At 64.5% G+C, this 21037-nt stretch carries 20 protein-coding genes and 1 riboswitch; of the genes, 6 read left to right on the forward strand and 14 right to left on the reverse strand.

From position 1 onward, the window contains the following. Positions 1 to 163 precede the first annotated feature (163 nt). The 4 genes from NA2_RS17525 (at position 164) to NA2_RS17540 (ending at position 5570) form a co-directional block, all read left to right on the forward strand. A complete protein-coding gene (locus tag NA2_RS17525; protein WP_244423671.1) occupies positions 164 to 1108 on the forward strand; it encodes a helix-turn-helix transcriptional regulator in 945 nt (314 codons plus the stop codon). Between the two features lie 141 nt (positions 1109 to 1249). Next, positions 1250 to 3442 (forward strand): TonB-dependent receptor, encoded by a 2193-nt coding sequence (locus NA2_RS17530; protein ID WP_008598411.1) that lies wholly within the window; start codon positions 1250 to 1252, stop codon positions 3440 to 3442. Then, the gene (locus tag NA2_RS17535) at positions 3436 to 4653 is read left to right on the forward strand and encodes an MFS transporter (RefSeq protein WP_008598412.1); all 1218 of its coding nucleotides are present in this window, start codon (positions 3436 to 3438) and stop codon (positions 4651 to 4653) included. Before NA2_RS17530 ends, NA2_RS17535 begins: the two co-directional genes overlap by 7 nt. Positions 4654 to 4661: 8 nt before the next feature. After that, positions 4662 to 5570 carry an alpha/beta hydrolase gene (locus NA2_RS17540; RefSeq protein WP_244423672.1) on the forward strand — a complete coding sequence of 303 codons (909 nt, stop codon included), beginning with the start codon at positions 4662 to 4664 and terminating at the stop codon, positions 5568 to 5570. 252 nt (positions 5571 to 5822) lie between these two features. Continuing rightward, positions 5823 to 6037: riboswitch (cobalamin riboswitch) on the forward strand. Between the two features lie 84 nt (positions 6038 to 6121). On the opposite strand, the gene NA2_RS17545 is transcribed toward NA2_RS17540, so the two are convergent. Further along, positions 6122 to 6997, reverse strand: coding sequence for a bile acid:sodium symporter family protein (locus NA2_RS17545; protein WP_008598414.1), 876 nt, complete (start codon positions 6995 to 6997; stop codon positions 6122 to 6124). Between the two features lie 227 nt (positions 6998 to 7224). On the opposite strand from NA2_RS17545, the gene NA2_RS17550 reads away from it, so the two are divergent. After that, positions 7225 to 7638, forward strand: coding sequence for a DUF4440 domain-containing protein (locus NA2_RS17550; RefSeq protein ID WP_008598415.1), 414 nt, complete (start codon positions 7225 to 7227; stop codon positions 7636 to 7638). Positions 7639 to 7708: 70 nt separating this feature from the next. Here NA2_RS17550 and glpK read toward each other — a convergent pair whose 3' ends face one another. The 10 genes from glpK to NA2_RS22030 form a co-directional block, all read right to left on the reverse strand. Further along, a complete protein-coding gene (gene glpK, locus NA2_RS17555; protein ID WP_008598416.1) occupies positions 7709 to 9196 on the reverse strand; it encodes a glycerol kinase GlpK in 1488 nt (495 codons plus the stop codon). A 200-nt stretch (positions 9197 to 9396) separates the two neighbouring features. Beyond that, a complete protein-coding gene (locus NA2_RS17560; RefSeq protein WP_008598417.1) occupies positions 9397 to 11127 on the reverse strand; it encodes an ABC transporter substrate-binding protein in 1731 nt (576 codons plus the stop codon). Between the two features lie 136 nt (positions 11128 to 11263). Next, positions 11264 to 11548, reverse strand: a complete 285-nt coding sequence (locus NA2_RS17565; RefSeq protein ID WP_008598418.1) for a DUF2160 domain-containing protein — start codon at positions 11546 to 11548, stop codon at positions 11264 to 11266. A gap of 15 nt (positions 11549 to 11563) precedes the next feature. Then, the gene (locus NA2_RS17570; RefSeq protein ID WP_008598419.1) at positions 11564 to 12364 is read right to left on the reverse strand and encodes a carbohydrate ABC transporter permease; all 801 of its coding nucleotides are present in this window, start codon (positions 12362 to 12364) and stop codon (positions 11564 to 11566) included. Next, the gene (locus tag NA2_RS17575) at positions 12361 to 13224 is read right to left on the reverse strand and encodes a carbohydrate ABC transporter permease (protein WP_008598420.1); all 864 of its coding nucleotides are present in this window, start codon (positions 13222 to 13224) and stop codon (positions 12361 to 12363) included. Before NA2_RS17575 ends, NA2_RS17570 begins: the two co-directional genes overlap by 4 nt. Continuing rightward, positions 13221 to 14312, reverse strand: coding sequence for an ABC transporter ATP-binding protein (locus NA2_RS17580; RefSeq protein WP_008598421.1), 1092 nt, complete (start codon positions 14310 to 14312; stop codon positions 13221 to 13223). The genes NA2_RS17575 and NA2_RS17580 overlap by 4 nt, the downstream gene beginning before the upstream one ends. A gap of 11 nt (positions 14313 to 14323) precedes the next feature. After that, the gene (locus NA2_RS17585; protein WP_008598423.1) at positions 14324 to 15406 is read right to left on the reverse strand and encodes an ABC transporter ATP-binding protein; all 1083 of its coding nucleotides are present in this window, start codon (positions 15404 to 15406) and stop codon (positions 14324 to 14326) included. Next, entirely contained in the window at positions 15390 to 16994 is a 1605-nt protein-coding gene (glpD, locus tag NA2_RS17590) for a glycerol-3-phosphate dehydrogenase (protein ID WP_008598424.1), read from the reverse strand. Before glpD ends, NA2_RS17585 begins: the two co-directional genes overlap by 17 nt. Positions 16995 to 17104: 110 nt before the next feature. Then, positions 17105 to 17878, reverse strand: a complete 774-nt coding sequence (locus tag NA2_RS17595) for a DeoR/GlpR family DNA-binding transcription regulator (RefSeq protein ID WP_008598425.1) — start codon at positions 17876 to 17878, stop codon at positions 17105 to 17107. A gap of 24 nt (positions 17879 to 17902) precedes the next feature. Next, entirely contained in the window at positions 17903 to 18085 is a 183-nt protein-coding gene (locus NA2_RS22030) for a hypothetical protein (protein ID WP_157188291.1), read from the reverse strand. Between NA2_RS22030 and NA2_RS17600 the strand changes: the two genes are divergently transcribed. Next, a complete protein-coding gene (locus tag NA2_RS17600) occupies positions 18084 to 18509 on the forward strand; it encodes a DUF4864 domain-containing protein (protein ID WP_008598427.1) in 426 nt (141 codons plus the stop codon). The two genes, NA2_RS22030 and NA2_RS17600, sit on opposite strands and share 2 nt — an antisense overlap. Positions 18510 to 18514: 5 nt before the next feature. Here NA2_RS17600 and NA2_RS17605 read toward each other — a convergent pair whose 3' ends face one another. The 3 genes from NA2_RS17605 to NA2_RS17615 are packed head-to-tail and all read right to left on the reverse strand — an operon-like array spanning position 18515 to position 21025. Continuing rightward, positions 18515 to 19243: a proteasome-type protease gene (locus NA2_RS17605; RefSeq protein WP_008598429.1), complete on the reverse strand. Its 729-nt coding sequence runs from the start codon at positions 19241 to 19243 to the stop codon at positions 18515 to 18517. Between the two features lie 35 nt (positions 19244 to 19278). Beyond that, a complete protein-coding gene (locus NA2_RS17610; protein WP_008598431.1) occupies positions 19279 to 20073 on the reverse strand; it encodes a transglutaminase family protein in 795 nt (264 codons plus the stop codon). A 10-nt stretch (positions 20074 to 20083) separates the two neighbouring features. Further along, complete coding sequence (locus NA2_RS17615; protein ID WP_008598432.1) at positions 20084 to 21025, reverse strand: alpha-E domain-containing protein; 942 nt, start codon at positions 21023 to 21025, stop codon at positions 20084 to 20086. Positions 21026 to 21037: the final 12 nt, after the last annotated feature.

The raw sequence follows: 21037 nt of genomic DNA on the forward strand, positions 1-21037 counted from the left end.
CGTGCGCAGCACTTCCCGATACGCTCTATTGTCTGCTTGCGGGCGGCAGGTTATGGTTTTCGGCAATCCCACCATGTCCTTATCGAAGCGCATACCCGTCGGCATTGCGTGAACGTGATCCGGGAAGTTTCGTTTCGTGCCGGCAGAACCGCATCGATACTCCTTGAACGACCTTATGGGCAACGCCCTGCGTTTCTCGACGCGGCTCAAGGCGTGCGCCAACGAAACCGCGCGCCAAACGCCGGCGAGCGACGCGCTCTTCGAGGGCCGTTTGCTTGGCGCCGAGGTCAGTCCGGGTCTCTATGCCACCGGCTACGACCTCACCTATCTGCAGGACCGGGCGGTCGAGTTCGAGGTGGGCGTCTCCCTGACCTGCGGCCTGCTGCTCGAGGGGGCCGCCAACCCCATGCGGGTCCCGGGGCACGACCCGGTCACACAGATACAGCATCAGCCGGTTTTGTTCGGCTTCGGCACGACGGGGGAATGCTCCGTGAAATGGCGTTGCGGCCAGCGCTGCGCCATGGGTGGATTTTCGCTGCGGCCGACCTTCTTCGAGCGTTTCGGCGAGACCGTCGCCGAGGACGGGCTCGCCGCACTGCAGGGCTTTTTCCGCTCGGACTTTCGCACGGACCGGCTGCGACCCTCACCGCAATTGAGCCGGATGGCCGCCGCCAGCATCAACAACGCCTTCGTGAACGAGATGGAAGCGCTTTTTCTCGAAAGCAGCACGCTGGCGATGGTGGTGGAAGTGGGGGCACTCATCGACGGCCGGCAGCGCGCGCAGACCATACCGGCACGCCACCGCCGCATTCTGATGCTGGCGTGCGAGAAACTCGACGCGGATCTCGTTTGCCTGCCGACGACGGTGGAACTGGCGCGTGAGGTGGGCACGAACGTCACCACGCTCCAGCGCCTGTTCAGACAGTCCCTCGGAACGACCATTCTGGGCTATGTGCAGCGTCGGCGGCTCGAGGTTGCCCGCATGATGCTCCAGGAGCGGACAGGCTCCGTCGGCGAGATCGGGCATTCCGTCGGCTATGCCAGCGCCTCCGCCTTCTCGGCCGCATACAGAAGGCATTTCGGCCATTCCCCCACTTCAGAGGGGTAGGGATCGGATGCAGGCACCGCCAATCGTTGCGTTTCGCGACAATCGGATTTCGTCTGGCGACAGTTGCCCGCGAGACACCTGGCGACACGCGCTGTAAAAGCTGATGCACTCACTCATGTTAGGCGTTGGCGGGGCAGTTCCTTGACTTCCATTTCCTCTTCCATCCTGAAGCGCGGCGTGTCGTTCCTGGCGCTGCTCCTTTCGGTCTCCACCGGACCGGCTCTTGCCCAGGAAACACGAACCGACGAACGGGAACAACCCGTGGTGGGCGAGGCCGGAAGCACATTGCTCGACGCGATCACCATCACCGCGCGCAAGCGCCTCGAGCTCGACCTCGACGTTCCCGTAAGCACCAGCGTGCTTCCAGGCGAGAACCTGCCGGCGACCACGCTCGATCCGGGTGGCGACATTTCCCGCCAGTCGCCGAACCTCAATTATGCAGACTTCGCCCGGCCCAGCGACCGCTACGGAACGCTGCGCGGCGTCGGCCCGCTCGGATCGCCGCTCAACTCTCTCGACAGCACGGTCGGCTTCGCCATCGACGGCGTGCCGACCAGCGCCTTCGGCTATGGCCAGCCGCTGTTCGACATCGATCGCGTCGAGGTGCTGCGCGGACCGCAGGGAACCCTGTTCGGCCGCAACGCGCTCGGCGGTCTCATCAATGTCGTGCCGCGCGAAGCCGACGGGGAGCGCGAGTTCCGCATCGACACGCAGATCGGCTCCGACGGTTTCGGCCAGGCCGAGGCCGTCGCGGGGGGCTGGCTCATTCCGGACTCCGTCGCCGGGCGCGGCGCGCTCTTCTATCAGACCTTCGCTGGCGATGTGCCCAACGGCATCATCGGCGGCGAGGAAGGCGGCGTCGATCTCAAGGCTGGGCGCGGCTCGCTGCGCTTCACGCCGGATGCCACCCTGACGATCGACGTGACGGGAAGCTATTCCAGCGACGACCGCAACAAGGTGATCTGGCTCCTGAAGGAGCATCCCGACTTTCCGGTCAGCGGCAGCGACGTAAGACCGGTCAACGACCGCGACATCGCCCAGGGCACGGTGAAGGTGACGAAGGATTTCGATACGCTGTCGCTGACATCCGTCACCTCCTATCAGGACATCCGCATCCGCTCCTCCGACGAGTTCACGGACAGCTACATCTTCGGCCGGCTGCTGGGCGTCGATCCGGGCTTCTTCATCGACCCGAACGACGATGTCGGGTCGGTCAGGGAACGGGAGAAGATCTTCAGCCAGGAGTTCAGGCTGAATTCGGCGGAAGGCAGCGACTGGGACTGGGTTGCGGGCGTCAGCTATCTCAGGTCCGATTTCAACACCTACCGCGTGATGAACAGCAGCATGTGGCCGACCAGCAACGGCACCACCGACAACGACGTGAACAGCCAGACCTTCGCCGTCTTCGGCGATGTGACCGTGCCGCTCGGAAACCGTTTCGAGATCTCGGGCGGGCTGCGCCTCGCCCATGACAGGCAGGACTTCACCGGACGTTTCGTCTCGAATGGAACACCGGGCATCGAGCCCTCCTTCCATCAGGAAAACAGCTTCTCGGACACCTATCTCACCGGCCGCGCCGCGCTGTCCTATGCGTGGACGGACGGCATCAAGTCCTATGTCTCGGTCGCGCGGGGATATTCTTCCGGCGGCTTCGAGCGCACGGCGCAGAACTCCGCCTACGGCACGCCGGCGGAACCGTTCCGTCCTGCCACGGGCTGGACATACGAGATCGGGACGAAGGCGCAGCTGACCGACGCGATCAGCCTCAGCGGCGCCGTGTTCTACAACGATGTGACGGACGGACAGCTCACCGGTTTCGATAACGCGACCGCGCAGGTCTTCTTCGCCAACCAGGACTACCGGAGCTACGGGTTCGAACTGCAGGCAAGTGCCGAGCTCGGCCATGGTTTCGAGCTCAGCGCGGGCGTGGGCTACACGAGAAGCCGTCTCGAAGGCCAGCCGACGCCCAATCTGCCGATTCCCGTCGAAGGCAACCAGGTGCCGCATGCTCCGCAATGGACCGCCAATCTCGGGCTAGGCTATCGCAAGGCGGGCGAGGACATCGGCCTGAGCGGCGATTTCTATGCCAACGCCAGCTATCAGTATGTCGGCGAGCGGTATCCGGACGTCCAGAACTCCCTGCGGATGGACGCCTATCACATCGTCAACGCGAAGATCGGCTGGGAGAACGACCGGGTGAGCGTCAACGCCTTCGTCAACAACCTCCTCGATGAACGGCCCGTCTACTACGCGACCGCATACTCGCCGGACGTGACGGCGGTCATCGCGGGGCGCGGACGGGTGTTCGGCGTCGGCGCCAGCCTGAAATGGTGACGGGCGCCCGCCTCGTTTCCGTCTTCTGCATCAACATGGTGCAGGGGCTGCCGGCCAGCTTCTTCGCCATCGGATTGCCCGCCCTGCTTCGCGAGGCGGGTGCCGGCCTGGACATGGTGGCGCTTGCCTATCTGGTGTGGGCGCCATGGGCGCTGAAATGGTTGTGGGGTCCGTATCTGGATGGCGGCCCCTCCTTCTTCAACGCCGTGTTCGGCCGCATCGCCCATCTGCCCTTCATCATGGCCGGCGTCTTCGCGCTGCTTGCCCTCTTCCCGCCATCGGCCTCCGTCGGGCCCGTTCTCGCCATCGGCGTCGTCTGCTCCTTCGTGGGGGCGACGCTCCAGATGGTGCTCGCGCGATGGATCATGGCGGTGGAGGCGGACGACCGGCGGCGCGCGCGGCTCAATGCGGCGCAGGTCGGGGGCATGATTACGGGAGCCATGACCGGCGGGACGCTGATCGTGGCGCTTTCCGACCTCCTGTCTTGGACCGTGGCCATAGCGGCGATCGTCGCCCTGATCGCTGCCGCGAGCCTGCCGTTCCTGCTGACCCAGCGGGAGGCGGCATCGCCTCGCATTCCGCTCGAAGGGGAAGAACGGCGAAGCGCTGCCGGAATCGCCGGGGCGCTCAGGCAGTTCTTCACCCGCCCTGGCGTCGGCCTGCTGGCGGGCCTGATGCTGATGTCGGACGTGGCGACGGGCGTCGACGTGCTGCTTGCAGCGCACCTTGTCGACAATGGCTACAGCGCCGCCCGAGCGACATTTCTGCTCAACACGCTCGCGCTGGCAATCACCGTGGCCGCAACCTTTGTCACCGCTCGCTATCTGGAACGATTTCCGGTTCATCGGGTGCTCTGCGCTCTGCTTTTCATGAAGGCGTCAATTTTCCTGCTGTTTGGAAGTGGCTTGGTTTCCAGCGCTTACGCGTCTGCGGCCCTTGCGATTGCGGCCGTCGTCCTGGCCTCGGTCATCGCCATTGCCTATTGGCAAATCTACATGCGCTTTGCGGCACCGGAGCAGGCCGCTTCCGATATCGGCATCATGACGTCGTTGCGCACACTGTTCCTCATGGCCGGCGGCATCGGTGCGGGGCAGGTAGCCGGCACGATCGGTTATGACGGCATTTTCTGGTTGGCGGCCATCATGGCTTTCGCCGCTTCGCTGTTGGCGATCATCCAGGCGCGCCAAGCCCACGGGGCGGCTGCACCATGATCACCAGAATGCTGAAGCTGACCGCTCAACAACACATGCAGTCATTCGGCCGATGGAGGGTTTCACGCCGCGCGGAAAATGCCCGCGAGCCCATGCTGCGCGACGTGAAGCGCGGATACGCCCTGCCGGAAACGCACGAGTTCACCACGACGGGACCGGGCGGCGACCACCGGATCTTCGTGGCGGTGCCGCCGGGAAATCCGCCGGTATCGGGCTATCCGGTGCTGTTCGTGACGGATGCCAATGCGGTGTTCGGAGTGGCGGTCGATGCGGCGCGTCTCCAGATGCCGTGGCCGGAGGTGAGCGCGGTTACCCCTTTCATGATCGTGGGCATCGGCTATCCCGGCCGTCTGCCCTTCGATCATCGCAGGCGCTCCTGGGATCTGGCGCCGCGCCTGCGCAATCCGAGCTGGCGTTCTCCGCTGGGTCTCCCCTGGCATCGTCCGGGCGGCGCTGACGCCTTCGTGGATTTCCTGACCGGTCCCCTCATCGAGGCGTTGGGAAAGCGCTATCCGGTGGACGGAACGGCGTGCGGCATCTGCGGTCTGTCGCTGGGCGGCACGTTCGCGCTTTACGCCTATGCCACGCGACCCGACATGTTCATATTCCACGCCGCCATCAGCCCGGCCCTTTGGTTCGACGATGGCAGGGTTATCGACGAACTGAAACGGCTGTCAGCGCAATCCCGGCCGAAAACGAGGGTTTTCATCGGTGTCGGCGGTGAGGAAATACCCGGAGAACCGGGTGTCTGCGAAATGATGTTGGACATGTCGCATGAGGCTGCACGCGAGATTGAGCGGATCGGCTCAAGAACGCTTCTCGTGGAGTATGATGGCGAGAACCATCAGTCGACGATCATCGCCGCAATGCCGCGCGTCATGCGGGAAGCAGCAGCCGGATTGCGCTGCGTGGGATGAAACAGCCACTGTGACCGCCGTCATGATCGCCGTGTAAACCACGTGGGATGCCGCTCGGGCTATGGAACAGCGGCGCGCGCATGATGCCATCGTAATGAGCCCGGAACTCGCACCGCAATATGTCGTTCACAACCCCGGTAACTTGACAGTGGCTCCAAGTAAAAAAGCCATGCTGAGGAAGTCGAATGCCCAGCGCACCTGAAAACATGAGTTGTTCTCGCCGTGCATGCTTGACATGCACCATATTGCCGATGATGTTGACGACGAAATGGCTCCCGAAGGCTCATCGCCGATGGGATTAAAAGGGAACACGGTGCGGCCTAGCTGTATGGCGCCTATCCCGTGACTGCCCCCGCAAACTGTGAACGGCAAGCGGCCTGCATATGCCACTGGATCAACAGAATCCGGGAAGGCGCAGTACCGCGGCGAGCCGTGAGCAGGAGACCTGCCATTGTTTTCGAAACGCAACCCGGGCGGGGTGCCCCGGAAGGTGACCTTTAATCTGTAGGTCCAGGGTTCGAGCCCCTGTGCGCTCACCAACGAAATCCCTCTCAGTTCGATGCCGGAACCGGCCTGCGGTTGAGCAGCCAGACGAAGGCTGCGCTGGTGAGATAGGCCAGCACACCGTAGAGCCCCGAGGGAATCGCCATCTCCGGCTCGTTCAGCATGAACTCGCTCAGCGCGACGGTGATCACCAGCGCCGCATTGTGAATGCTGATCGAAAATGCCAGAGCGATCGCCTGCGGGCGGGCGATCCCGATCAGTTTCGGCACGGCGTATCCGAGAGCCAGGCTCAGCAGGTTGAAGATCAGGACCGTCGCGCCGATCGCCGGACCCCATTGCAGCAGCAGGCCCCAATGGCTCACCAGGGCGAAGACGATGACCAGTATCAGGAACAGCGAGGCAAGCAGCTTGACGGGACCGTCGAGACGCTGGGCGAGCGCCGGGCGTCGGCTGCGGATCATGGCGCCGGTGATCGCCGGCACGAGGGCGATGGCGAAGATCTGCAGCACCTGCGTGATCTGCAGCCCGACCGCGCGTTCCTCGCCGACGAAATGCGCCAGCGAGAGGTTGGCGATCAGCGGCAGGCTGAGCAGGGCGAGAACGGAGGTTGCGGCCGCGAATGTCAGGCTCAGCGCCACGTCGCCGCGCGCGAGATGCGTGTAGAGCGCCGCCGTCGTGCCGCCAGGACTGGCCGCCAGAAGCATCATCCCCACGGCGATCGAGACCGGCAGATCGGAAACGCTGAGGATGGCGAAGCAAACCGCAGGGAGGAGGAGAAGCTGACAGCACAGGCCGACGATCAGCGGCCACGGCCTCGCGATCACCTGCAGGAAGTTCTCGACCCTTAGCGAGAGCCCCAGTCCCAGCATGATGATGACCAGCGTCGCCGGCAACCCGACATTGATCGCAAAACCCGCGTCCATCGCCTGCAATTCCCCCGTGAATCACGCGGCGAACTATCCCGCCTTCCTCACGCATGTGCAAGGAGCCGACTAAATCATACGGACAGGCACAGACAGGATCGTCGCCTCCAGCCTGGGCGCGGGTTTCATCCTGCAGGAGGCAAACCGGTTGCGCCGGACTTTCCGAAGCGCTTCAATGCCCCCAAACGATGCAGAGGCAGCGCCAATCGGGATTCTGGAGGACAACCATGACGATGATGCGGTTCAGCATGTGCCTTGCGATCCTTCTCGGTTTGCATGCGCCGGTGCAGGCGGAGGAGAACGCCGTCATTGCCGCCTGGTATGCGGCCCTGGCGTCGAGCGACCGTGATCGGTTCGACGCGCTGTTGAGCGACAACGCGTTGGTCGTCCTCGAGGATCTGGGCATCGAGCAGACGAAAGGCGAATTCATCGCCGCGCTCGATGAATGGGAAACGGCCGCCGAGGGCGCCGCGATCCGATATCGCCAGATCGACGGCGGTGAAGACGGGACGATCACGGTCACGGTGTGCTACGACTTTCCCGACAACCAGATGCTGACGCGCGAATCCTTCGCACTGGAGGGCGAAACGGTGGTGAAGAGCGTCCAGAACGGCGTTTCGGACGATTGCGGCGACCTCTGAAGGGTTCAGCCGTATAGCGGCCCGGAAACCCTGTGTAAGCGGGACAGAGTCTATCCGGGCGTTCGCGACATCACGACAGCGTGCGACGCACGGCGTCGTGCCAGCCCTTCAGTCTCCTCCGGCGCTCCGCCTCATCCATCTGCGGTTTGAACCGCCTGTCGAGCGACCAGCCCTTGGCGAACTGCGCCGCCTTCGGCCATACCCCTGCCCGCGACCCCGCCAGCCAGGCGGCGCCGAGCGCCGTCGTCTCGAGAACCGTCGGCCGGTCGACGGGCGCGTCGAGCATGTCGGCCACGCATTGCATGGTCCAGTCGCTCGCCACCATGCCGCCATCGACGCGCAGCACGGTGGCATCGGCGCCGCCCTTCCAGTCCTTGCGCATGGCGTCGAGCAGATCGCGGGTCTGGTAGGCGACCGATTCCAGCGTCGCACGGGCGAACTCCGCCGGCCCCGAATTGCGTGTCAGGCCATAGACCGCGCCCCGCGCCTCGGCATCCCAATAGGGTGCGCCGAGGCCGACGAAGGCCGGCACCAGGTAAAGATGCTGCGTCGGGTCGGCCTTTGCCGCGAGCGCGCCGGAATCGGCGGCCTTGCCGATCACCTTCAGCCCGTCGCGCAGCCATTGAACGGCGGCACCCGCCACGAAGATCGAGCCTTCCAGCGCGTAGGTCGTCTTGCCGCCCAGCCGGTAGGCGATGGTGGTGAGCAGCCGGTTCTTCGAGCGCACCAGCGTCTCGCCGGTGTTGAGCACGGCGAAGCAGCCCGTGCCATAGGTGGCCTTCAGCATGCCGGGCTCGAAGCAGGCCTGGCCGATGACGGCGGCCTGCTGGTCGCCGGCGACGCCCAGAATGGGAATCTCCGCCCCGAACAGTTTTTTCTCGGTCACGCCGAAATCGTCGGCGCTGTCCTTCACCTCGGGCAGCATCGCCCTGGGGATGCCGAGAATCTCCAGAAGCGCGTCGTCCCAGACGTTCTTCTCGATATTGTAGACCAGCGTGCGCGAGGCGTTCGTGGCGTCGGTGACGTGCGAACGCCCGCCGGTCAGCCGCCAGATCAGAAAACTGTCGATGGTGCCGGCCAGCAGCTCGCCCTTCTCGGCGCGCTTGCGCGCGCCTTTAACCCGGTCGAGGATCCAGGCGATCTTGGTGCCGGAGAAATAGGGATCGAGCAGCAGGCCGGTCTTTTGCGAAAAGGTCTTCTCAAGGCCCGCCTTCTTCAGATTCTCGCAGAGCGGCGCGGTGCGCCGGTCCTGCCAGACGATGGCGTTGTGGATCGGCCGGCCCGTGTCGCGCTCCCAGACGATGACGGTCTCGCGCTGGTTGGTGATGCCCAGCGCGGCGATATCTCCGCCCTTCAGCCCAGCCTTGCGCAGGGCGGCGCGGACCGTGGCGATGACGCTCTTCCAGATGTCTTCCGGGTCGTGCTCGACCCAGCCGGAATCGGGATAATGCTGGGGAAATTCCTTCTGGCCGGTGGCGACGGCCCGCATCTTGCCGTCGAAGACGATGGCCCTGCTCGAGGTGGTGCCCTGGTCGATCGCCAGTATGTGGCGGTTCATGCTTCCTCCCGGCAAGTCCGTCTCAGTTCTCCGCGCGGCCGCCCCTCATCTGCCTGCCGGCACCTTCTCCCCGCTGGCGGGGAGAAGGAAGGATGGCCGCAACCTCAAAGTCTCCCTCTCCCCGCTGGCGGGAAGAGGGTAAGGGTGAGGGGCGAGCGCCCTGCCCCAATCTTTATGTCAAATCCGCACGAAGCAAGGCCCTACTGCCAGCGCTTGACGATTTCCTCGTAGACGATGGTCTCGCCCTGCGGCTTCTCGTTCTCGAGCTTCGCCTTGGCGCCGCCCTTGCCGATCCACTCGGACGGGTCCTTCTCCTCGTTGAGGCGCGGGCCGCAGCCGCCATAGACATTGGCGCCTTCATCCGCGGCCTGCATGCGGGCCATGGTGATGTCCATCTCCGCCGCCAGGCGATCCATCGCTTCCTGCGGCGTGAAGGCGCCGGAGTTCACGTCGCCGATCTGTTGCCACCAGATCTGCGCCAGCTTCGGATAGTCGGGAACATTGACGCCCGTATCCGTCCACAGAACGCGGTCGGGCGAGCGGTAGAACTCGACCAGGCCGCCGAGCTTCGGCGAACGCTCGGTGAAGGATTCATGGTTGACGGTGGAGTCGCGGACGATGGTCAGGCCGACATGGCTCTTCTTCACGTCGATGGTCTTCGACGTGACGAACTGGGCATAGAGCCAGGCCGCCTTGCGCCGGTCGACCGGCGTCGACTTGAACAGCGTCCACGAACCGACGTCCTGGTAGCCGAGCTTCATGCCCTCTTCCCAGTAAGGCCCATGCGGCGACGGCGCCATCTTCCACAGGAGATTGCCCTCGTCGTCGACCGTGTTGTTGCCCTCGCCCTTGGCCTTGACCATGTCGGCGGTGAAGGCCGTGTACCAGAAGATCTGCTGGGCGACGTTGCCCTGGCTCAGCGCCGGCAGGGACTGGTAGAAGTCGAGGTCGGCCGCGCCGGGCGGTGCATACTGGCGCAGCCACTCGTCCCATTTGCGGATGGCGTAGACGGCGGCCGGGCCGTTCGCCGCGCCACCGCGACTGACCGAGGCGCCGGCGGGGTTGCAGGACCCCTCCTCCATGCGGATGCCCCATTCATCGATGGGACGGCCGTTCGGCAGGCCCTTCGAGCCGGCGCCCGCCATGGAGAGCCAGGCGTCGGTCATGCGCCAGCCGAGGTCCGGCGCGCGCTTGCCGTAGTCCATGTGGCCATAGACGCGGACGCCGTCGATCTCCTTCACGTCGTTTGTGAAGAAGTCGGCGATGTCCTCATAGGCCGACCAGTTGACCGGCACGCCGAGCTCATAGCCGTACTTGGCCTTGAACTGCTCCTTCAGCTCGGGCCTGTCGAACCAGTCCTTGCGGAACCAGTAGAGATTGGCGAACTGCTGGTCGGGAAGCTGCCACAGCTTGCCGTCCGGTCCGGTGCCCGAGGCGATGCCGATGAAGTCATCCAGGTCGAGCGTCGGCGAGGTCACGTCCTTGCCCTCGCCTTCCATCCAGTCGGTCAGGTTGACGGCGCTCTGCAGGCGCGAATGCGTGCCGACGAGATCGGCGTCGTTGACATAGGCGTCGTAGAGATTGCGGTTGGTCTGCATCTGCGTCTGGACCGCCTGCACCACCTCACCCTCGCCGAGCAGCTGGTGGTTGACCTTGATGCCGGTGATCTCCTCGAAGGCCTTGGTCAGCGTTTCCGATTCATAGCTGTGGGTCGGGATGGTCTCCGACAGGACGTTGATCTCCATCCCGGCGAACGGCTCCGCCGCCTTGATGAACCACTCCATCTCGGAGAGCTGCTCCTCACGGCTGAGCGATGAGGGCTGGAACTCCGCGTCGATCCATTTCTCCGCCGCCGCCATGTCCGCCATGGCCTGGCCGGGCAGCCAGAGCAAAGCAATTGCAGCAACGGATGCTTTCAAATGCGCTTTCATTTCAAACTCCTCCTCCTGTTTCCGCATGCTTTGCGCGAATGCGGTTGCGGTGACCGCCCCTGCCATTCCTCATGCAGGGATGAACCCACCTTCTCGCCGGGATGCCCTTGGCACCCCCGCGTTTTTCTGCCGTCGGTCAGACCCAGCGGAACACCGCGAAGGCGTAGACCAGCGACAAGATCGTGCCGCCCCAGAGCGGCAAATCCGTCATTCCGAGCCATCCGAGATGGATGAACGCGCTGCCCAGAAGCGAGATGAACAAGCGGTCGCCGCGCGTCGTGTCGAGACCGAGTATGCCGTGGCGCGGGCCGCCGCCGGGGCTTGCCCATTCCCAGGCCGTCATGGCACAGAGCAGCGCCAGGATGACGATGAAGAAGGTAGCCGTCTGCCAGGTCCAGGCCATCCAGGTGAGATCGAGCATCGTTGTTCCTCCCTGCTAGACCCGGCCAAGGGCAAAACCCTTGGCGATGTAGTTGCGCACGAACCAGATGACGATGGCGCCCGGGATGATGGTCAGGACGCCCGCCGCCGCCAGCAGGCCAAGCTCGTAGCCGGACGTGCTCGCGGTGCGCGTCATCACGGCGGCGATCGGCTTGGCGGCGACCGAGGTCAGCGTCTTCGCCAGCAGCAGCTCGACCCATGAGAACATGAAGCAGAAGAACGCCGTGACGCCGATGCCGCTCGCGATCAGCGGCATGAAGATCTTTACGAAGAAGCGCGGGAAGGAATAGCCGTCGATATAGGCCGTCTCGTCGATTTCCTTCGGCACGCCGGACATAAAGCCTTCCAGGATCCAGACCGCCAGCGGGATGTTGAACAGGCAGTGCGCCAGCGCCACGGCCCAGGGCGTGTCGAACAGGCCGATGGCCGAATAGAGCTGGTAGAAGGGCAGAGCGAAGACCGCCGGCGGCGCCATGCGGTTGGTCAGGAGCCAGAAGAAAAGGTGCTTGTCGCCGAGGAAGCGGTAGCGCGAAAACGCGTAGGCCGCCGGCAAAGCGAAAGACACGGAAATCACCGTGTTTATAAGCACATAACTGATGGAGCTGATGTATCCGTTGTACCAGACCGGGTTGGTCAGGATCTCCACATAGCTGTCGGTGGTGAAGTTTTTCGGCCATGGGCTGAAGCCGCCGAGTATCTCGTTGGTCGTCTTGAACGACATGTTGACCAGCCAGTAGATCGGCAGCAGCAGAAAGACGATGTAGAGCGTCGGCACGAGCCATTTCGTCAGTCTCATTGCTCGTCCCCCCGCATCATCAGCGTGTAGAAGATCCAGCTCACCAGCAGCGTTATCAGGAAGTAGATGATGCTCATGGCAGCGGCGATGCCGAGGTTGAACTCGCCGAGCGCCGCCTTGACCAGGTCGATCGACAGGAAGGTGGTGGCGTTGCCCGGGCCGCCGCCGGTGAGCACGAAGGGCTCCGTGTAGATCATGAAGGAATCCATGAAGCGCAGCAGCACGGCGATGGTCAGCACGCGGTTCATCTTCGGCAGCTGGATGTAGCGGAACACCGACCAGCGCGACGCGCCGTCGATCTTGGCCGCCTGGTAATAGGCTTCGGGGATCGAGCGCAGGCCGGCATAGGCGAGCAGCACCACCAGCGAGGTCCAGTGCCAGACATCCATCAGCACGACCGTGAACCAGGCTGCGAATGGCTGGCGCGTGAAATTGTAGGGAATGCCGAGCTTGTTCAGCCCGTAGCCGAGCAGGCCGATGTCGGGCAGCGCCATGATGTTCCACATGGCGCCCACAACGTTCCACGGGATCAGCAGCGGCAGCGCCATCAGCACCAGGCAGACCGACACCCAGGGACCGGAACGCGGCATGGTCAGCGCGATGGCGACGCCGAGCGGAATCTCGATCGCCAGGATGATGAAGGTGAAGGTGAACTGGCGCAGCAGCGAGGCATGGAAGCGCGACGAGGTCAGCACGTCCTGATACCATTTGGTGCCTTCTAAGAAGAACAGATTGTTGCCGAACGTCTCCTGCACCGAGTAGTTGACCACCGTCATCAGCGGGATGATGGCGTTGAAGGCCACCAGCAGCAGCACCGGCAGGACGAGGAACCAGGCGCGGTTGTTCCAGGTCTTGGTCATGGGCGCGCTCCTTCCTCCGCCGGCCCGAGCGCGACGCGCCAGGAGTTCGCATAAAGGTTGATGCCTGCGGCGTCGAACGTCACGCGCGGCTCCGCCGGCACGCCCGCGTCTTCAGGCACGATGGCGGCGATCTGCCGCCCGTCGAGCAGGGCATGGACGATCTTGCGCCGGCCGGTGTCCTCGACGCGGTCGATCTGCACGGGAATACCTTGATTGCCGATGCGCACATGTTCGGGACGCACGCCGAGTTCCGTGCGGGCTCCGGCGTCGATCGCGGCTCCACCCGGCAGGGCGACCCGATGCGCGCCGATACGGGCGGTGGTGCCCTCCACATCGACGGGAATGACATTCATGCCCGGCGAGCCGATAAAATAGCCGACGAAGGTGTGGTTCGGCCGCTCGAACAGCTCCTCGGGCGTGCCGATCTGGACGATCTCGCCATCGTTCATCACCACCACCTGATCGGCGAAGGTCAGCGCCTCGGTCTGGTCGTGCGTCACATAGACCATGGTGAAGGCGAAGCGGCGGTGTAGTTCCTTGAGCTGCGAGCGCAGCACCCATTTCATGTGGGGGTCGATCACCGTCAGCGGCTCATCGAACAGGATGGCGCTGACATCCGAGCGCACGAGGCCGCGGCCGAGCGCGATCTTCTGCTTGTCGTCGGCGGTCAGGCCCCTCGCCTTCTGCCCGGCACGGTCGGCAAGGCCGATCATCTCCAGGATCTCGGCGACCCGCCGCTCGATCTCGTCGGGCGCGACGCCGCGGTTGCGCAGCGGGAAGGCCAGATTGTCGCGCACGCTCATCGTGTCGTAGACCACCGGGAACTGGAACACCTGCGCGATGTTGCGCTCCTCGGTCGACAGGCCGGTGACATCGCGCCCGTCGAACAGGATTTTCCCCTCGGTGGGCTTGAGCAGACCCGACATGATGTTGAGCAGCGTGGTCTTGCCGCAGCCGGAGGGTCCGAGCAGCGCATAGGCGCCGCCGTCGTCGAATGTGTGATGGACGCGCTTCAGCGCGAAATCGCCGTCGCCCCTTGGCGAGGCCATGTAGGCGTGGCGGATGTCGTCGAGGTTGATACGCGCCATCCGCTCCGCTCCTATGCCGCCAGGGCGCCGTTGGCGGAAATCCGCCGGCCCCCGCTGTCGAAGACGAGCATGTGCCGCGTGTCGAGGAACACGCGCACCGTCTCGCCCGCTTCGAGCCGGTGAATTCCTTCCTCGAGCATCACCCAGCGCCGACCGGCGAAATCCAGATGCACGAAGCTTTCAGAGCCGGTGATTTCGGTCACCGAAACCCGCGCCTCGACCGATACAGCGTCGGCGGTGCGCGGCTGAAAAGAAAGATGGTGTGGCTGGAAGCCGAGCGTATATGCATCGTCGGCCATGCCGCTCAAGCGAGCAGGCACCTGGAGGACCAGCCCACCATCAAGCGCGAATGCCGCGCCCTTCTTCTCGACGGCCACGGTGTTCAGCGGCGGGTCGGCGAAGGTTTGCGCGGTGATCAGATCGGCAGGTTCGCGAAACAATTCTATGGTCGGGCCGAACTGCGTGACGCGCCCTTCGCTGAGCGCAGCCGTGTGGCCGCCCAGAAGCAGGGCCTCGCTGGGTTCGGTCGTCGCGTAGACGAAGATCGCGCCGGACGCCGCGAAGATCTTCGGCAGCTCGGCGCGCAGTTCCTCGCGGAGCTTGTAGTCGAGATTGGCGAGAGGCTCGTCGAGCAGGACGAGACGCGCCTCCTTGACCATGGCGCGGGCGAGCGCGGTGCGCTGCTGCTGACCGCCCGACAGTTCCAGCGGCGTGCGCCGCAGATGCGGCGTCAGGTGCAGGAGCTCGGCGGCATGCTGGACTTTCCGGTCGATCGTGGCGCGGTCGACACCGGCCACCCGCAGGGGCGAGGCGATGTTCTCGTAGACGGTCATCGCCGGGTAGTTGATGAACTGCTGGTAGACCATGGCGACGCTGCGCTTCTGCACCGGCACGCCGGTGACGTCCTGCCCCTCCATCCAGACGCTGCCATCGGTCGGCCTGTCGAGGCCGGCCATCAGGCGCATCAGGCTGGTCTTTCCGGCGAGCGTCGGCCCGAGCAGAACGTTCAGCGTTCCCGGCGCGAAGGTCAGCGACACATGGCTGATATGCGCCTCGCCCGAGACGACCTTGGACACATCACGCAGTTCCAGCACGACGTCCCCCTTTCGTGCTTCCCGTCTCCGTCGCGTCCGCATCCGAGGCGCTGAGACCACGCATGAAGAGATCGACGGCGGCGCCCGCCTCGGCGGTCAGGTGGAGGCCGCGCTTGGTGCGCCGCCACAGGACGTCCTCGCCGGTCACGGCCCATTCCTCCCGCACCAGATAGCGCAGCTCCGCCTCATAGAGGTCCGAGCCGAAGTGACGGCCGAGATCGGCGGGGTCTTTCGCCGCGCCAAGGAGCCGGCGCGCCCGCGTCCCGTAGAGACGCACCAGCCGCCGGGCATGGGCGGCCTCCAGGAAAGGATAGTCTCGCCGCAGCGCTCCGACCGCGTCTGCGAACCCGTTGGCGGGAAAATCGCCGCCCGGCAGCGGCGCGGTTCCGGTCCAGGGCGATCCCTTCCTTCCAAGCGCCTCGCTGATCTTGTCCAGCGCGGCCTCGGCCAGGCGGCGGTAGGTGGTGATCTTGCCGCCGAAGACGTGCAGCATCGGTGCGCCGGCCTGGCCGTTTTCGGTCTTCAGCACATAGTCGCGCGTCGCCTCCTGCGCCTTCGACGCGCCATCGTCGAACAGCGGTCGGACACCGGAATAGGTCCAGACGATGTCGTCGCGCGCGACCGGTTCGGTGAAATACTCGCTGGCCGCGGCGCAGAGATAGGCGACCTCGTCCTCCCCAATGGCCACATCCTGCGGGTCGCCGTCATAGTCCTGGTCGGTGGTGCCGATCAGGGTGAAATCCTCTTCGTAGGGGATGGCGAAGATGATCCTGCCGTCGGCGTTCTGGAAGAAATAGGCGCGCGGATCGTCGAACTTGCGGCGGATGACGATGTGGCTGCCCTTCACGAGGCGCACGTTCTCGACGTCGTTCTGACCGAGCACGCCGGCGATGACATGGTCGACCCAGGGCCCGGCCGCGTTCACCAGATAGCGGGCGCGCACTGTCTCCATGGTCCCGGTGGCGCGATCCTGCATGCGGATCGTCCACAAACCGCCGTCGTCGCTGGCCGAGACGACCGTTGTGCGGGTGCGCAGATCCGCGCCGCGCTCGGCGGCGTCGCGGGCGTTCAGGACGACGAAACGCGCGTCGTTGACCCAGCAGTCGGAATATTCGAACGCACGCCGATAGGCCGCCTTCAGCGGCCGCCCGGCGGGATCGCTGCGCATGTCGAGCGTGCGTGTCTTCGGCAAAAGCCGGCGGCCGCCGATGTGATCGTAGAGAAAAAGGCCGAGCCGGATCAGCCAGGCGGGCCTGAGGCCCTTGTGCAGCGGCAGGACGAAGCGCATCGGCCAGATGATATGCGGCGCGTTGCGCCACAGCACCTCGCGCTCCATCAGCGCTTCGCGCACCAGGCGGAACTCGTAGTGCTCCAGATAGCGCAGGCCGCCATGGATGAGCTTGGTGGAGCCGGAAGACGTGCCGCTCGCCAGATCGTTCATCTCGGCAAGGCCGACCCTGTAGCCGCGCCCGACGGCATCGCGGGCGATGCCGCAGCCATTGATGCCGCCGCCGATGACGAAGACATCGAGGAGCTCGGCCGGATCATCGTCGTGATCCCTGGCGGCATGGACGGCTGAAACGGGCAATCGTTCCTCCCTCGCCCCGGCCGACCGGACGCACCACGCCGGTCCGGCTACAGTCGGGCGATGAAAAGAATTATTTTGAAAGAATAACGAATGTCAAACGAAAATCCTCGTTAGGCGGCGGTCTCGATCAGATGCACGCCGGATTCGGCGCACAGGGCACGCACCGAGGATGCCGGGCAGGAATCGGTGATGAAGGTATGCACCTGCGATATATGCCCGATGCGCACCGGCGCACCGCGGTCGAATTTTGTGGAATCGGAGACGAGGATGACATGGCGCGCATTGGCGATGATCGCTTGCGCCACCTTCACCTCGCGGAAGTCGAAATCGTAAAGCGCGCCGTCCTGGTCGATGGCCGATACCCCGATCACGGCGTAATCCACCTTGAACTGGCGGATGAAATCCACCGCGGCCTCGCCGACGATGCCGCCATCCGAACCGCGCACCACGCCGCCGGCGATGATCACCTCGAAGGAAGGATAAACCCGCATCCTGTTGGCAACGTTTATGTTATTCGTGATGACCATCAATCCTTCATGGTCCAGAAGCGCGTCGCTCACCGCCTCCGTCGTCGTGCCGATGTTGACGAAGAGCGAGGCCCTGTCGGGGATGAGCCCGGCCGCGGCGCGGCCGATCGCGCGCTTCTCCTCGGCGGCGATCTTGCGCCGCGCCTCATACTCCACGTTCTGGATGCCCGAGGGCAGCAGCGCGCCGCCATGGATGCGCGATAAGAGCCGCCGGTCGCACAACTCGTTCAGGTCGCGGCGGATGGTCTGCGGCGTGACATTGAAGTGAGCCGCGAGATCGTCGACGAGGACGCGTCCGTGCTCCTTGGCGAGCGACAGAATCTCGTTGTGGCGTGGCGCGAGGAATGCACTGTTCATGCAAAAGCCTTTTCGTTTTTGTCATCATTGGGCAAAAACGAAAATCCTGCAACCATTGACTGGCGGCGGCGCATGGAGCAGCCCCTCCTCCGCCGCGCGAAACTTTTCGCTGCGCGCCCACGTAGCTCCTTCACGCAGGCGTGAATGCACGACATCTTGGCTTCGCGCCGGCAAGGAGACATCATCGTCGAAGGAGAACGTGACCATGCGCATCCTGCTTCCGCTATCGGCACTGGCCGCCCTGTTCGGCTTTCAGGCCGTTTTCGCTTTCGCCGGCGAGGCGGAAATCCGCGCCGCGCAAGCCACCATCCGTGCGCAACTGGAGGCGTTCCGTGCCGGGGACAATGAGCGGGCCTATTCCTATGCGGCGCCGAGCATCAAGCGGATGTTTCCCACGCTCGAGCGGTTCATGGGGATGGTCACCGGCAGCTACCAGCCGGTCTACCGGCCGCGCGACTATGCCTTCGGCGCGGCGCGGGAACCGAACGGGACAACCGTGATGCAGCGTGTCCTGACCACGGGAACGGACGGCAAGAACTACGAGGCGCTCTACACGCTGGAGCGCCAGGCGGACGGCACCTACCGCATCACCGGCGTGAGCCTGAGGGAAACCGCCGGCCTCAGCATATAGCGCCGTCAGCGCGTGAAGTCAGGCAGGCTCTTGAAGGCGGTTTTCAACGCCGTCGACCATCCGTCTGAGATGGTCTTGAAATAGGCGTCGTCCGCATCGATGCGCTTTTCGTATCCGACTTTGAAGCTGTCGCGGCCGTAGAACAGGACATCGAGCGGCAGGCCGACCGATAGGTTGGATTTCAGCGTCGAATCGAAGGACACCAGAAGCAATTTCACTGTCTCCTCGAAACTCATCGCCGCATCATGGGCGCGCACGAGGATGGGCTTGCCGTATTTCGTTTCGCCGATCTGGAAGAACGGCGTGTCCTCGCCGGCCTCGATAAAATTGCCTTCCGGGTAGATCAGGAACAGCCGTGGCTCCATGCCGCGAATCTGGCCCCCGAGAATGAACGAGGCGCCAAAGGCGTCGGCGCTTTGGCCGACCGGCGCCGACTGGCGGATGACCTCCTTCACCGTATCGCCGACAAGGCGGGCGGCCTGATACATGGAGGGCGTTTCCAGCATGGACGAGGTGCGTTCGTCCGGCGCCTTGGTGCGTTCGTCGAGCAGGCTTGCCACGGCCTGGGTCGTCGCCAGATTGCCGGCCGAAAGAAGCACGAGGACGCGGTCGTCGGGCGTTTCCCAGCACCGCATCTTGCGGAAGGTCGAGATATTGTCGACGCCGGCATTGGTCCGGGTGTCCGACATGAACACCAGACCGCTATCGATCTTCAATCCGACGCAATAGGTCATTCGGGCGGCGCCCCTCGCAGATTCGTCACAGGAGATTACTGCTCGACGCTGATCTGAACCGCAAGCGCTTCTTCCGCCTGGCCGAGCCTGATCCCCATGACCGGCATCGCGTCGCGATAGTCGCGCCCGCTGGCGACGCGCACATAGCGGTCGTCGGCGGAGATGCCGTTCGAGCAATCGAAGGCGACCCAGCCCAGCCCCTCCACATGAACCTCGGCCCAGGCATGGCTCGCCACCTGCTCGTCGCGGTCGTCGATGCGCAGATAGCCGCTGACATAGCGGCCCGGAAAGCCCATCAGCCGCGCGCCGGTCAGGAAGATGTGCGCGTGGTCCTGGCAAACCCCCTCGCCGGCCGCCAGCGCCTCCTCGGCGCTCGTCGCCGCGTCGGTGGCGCCGATCACATAGGCGACCCGCTCGCGCACCAGCGCCATCAGTCCGTGCAGCCGCTCGACATCCTCTCCCTCGGGCACAGCCCTGACCAGGGCTGTGACGCCGCGCCCGGCGGTGCAGAGAGGGGTCTGCTGGCGAAACAGCCAGAGCGGGGCCAGTCCCTCGTGCTTGCCGGTGACGCCGGCCGTGTCGCGCGTCTCGACGATGCCGGCCGCCTCGATCAGGATCGCCTGCCGCCCGCCTTCCATGCTCATCAGCCGGGTGTCGTTGCCGAAACCGTCGATGAAACGCGCTTCCTCCTTGGCGCCCTCGGCGGACAGGGACCATTCGACCACCGTCTGCGTGGGGCCGCTCCGGGGGAAAAGCCTCAATCTCTGCAGCGCGTAGGACACCGGTGCGTCGTAGCGGTATTCGGTACGGTGCGAAATCTTCAGGCGCATGGCCTCGTCCTCAATAGAAGCGGAAATCGGCAGCGACCTGATCCCCCAGGAGGCCGTTGTCGCGGATGAACTCCTTCAGGAACTCGTGCAGACCTTCCTCGAAGATATCCTCGACCGTGGCGGATTTCAGCTTGTCGAACTTGGCCGCGGCGAGATCGTGGCACGGATGGCGCATGCCGTAGGCTTCGGCCAGATAGTCGAGCGACTGGCAGATGCCGCCATAGCAGAAGGCGAGCGAGCGCGGCATGCGCCGGTCCAGAATGAGGTAGTCGGCGACATTGGCCGGCTTGTAGTCGCCGTCATAGGTCCAGCGGTAGGAGCGCTGTGCCGAAACAGAGCGCAGGATCGTCTGCCATTGATGATTGTCGAGCGACGAGCCGACCCAGGCGACGGAGGGCAGGAGGACGTAGTACTTGACGTCGAGGATGCGCGACGTGTTGTCGGCGCGCTCGATCAGCGTGCCGATCTGGGCGAAATCGAAAATCTCGTTGCGCAGCATGGTGCCTTGGAACGCGCCACGGATCAGCGCCGTCTCGCGCTTCACGGCGTCGAGCACGGCGGGCAGGTCCGGTTCGTCGATACGCCGCTTGAGCATGCGCGTCAGCGCCATCCAGGCTTCGTTGACGCTCTCCCAGGTCTCGCGCGTTAGTGATGTCCGCACCATGCGGGCGTTCATGCGCGCCGTTTCCATAGACGATATGACGCTCGAGGGATTGCCGAGATCGCGCAGGAGGAAGTTCGAGACGGTTGCCGTATCGTAGTCGCTGTTCTCCTTCTCGAACACGTCGCGCACACCCGCGCTGGTCAGCACGGAGGCCCATTCGTCGGACGCCGCGCCCGATTGCGTCAGCGCCAGCCGCAGGCCCGTATCGACCAGGCGCGCCATGTTTTCGGCCCGCTCGATATAGCGGTGCATCCAGTAGAGGCCGTTTGCGGAGCGCCCAAGCAGCATGTCAGGAAAGTT

Origin of the sequence: Nitratireductor pacificus pht-3B (assembly GCF_000300335.1) — a bacterium.
GTDB classification, from domain to species: domain Bacteria; phylum Pseudomonadota; class Alphaproteobacteria; order Rhizobiales; family Rhizobiaceae; genus Nitratireductor; species Nitratireductor pacificus.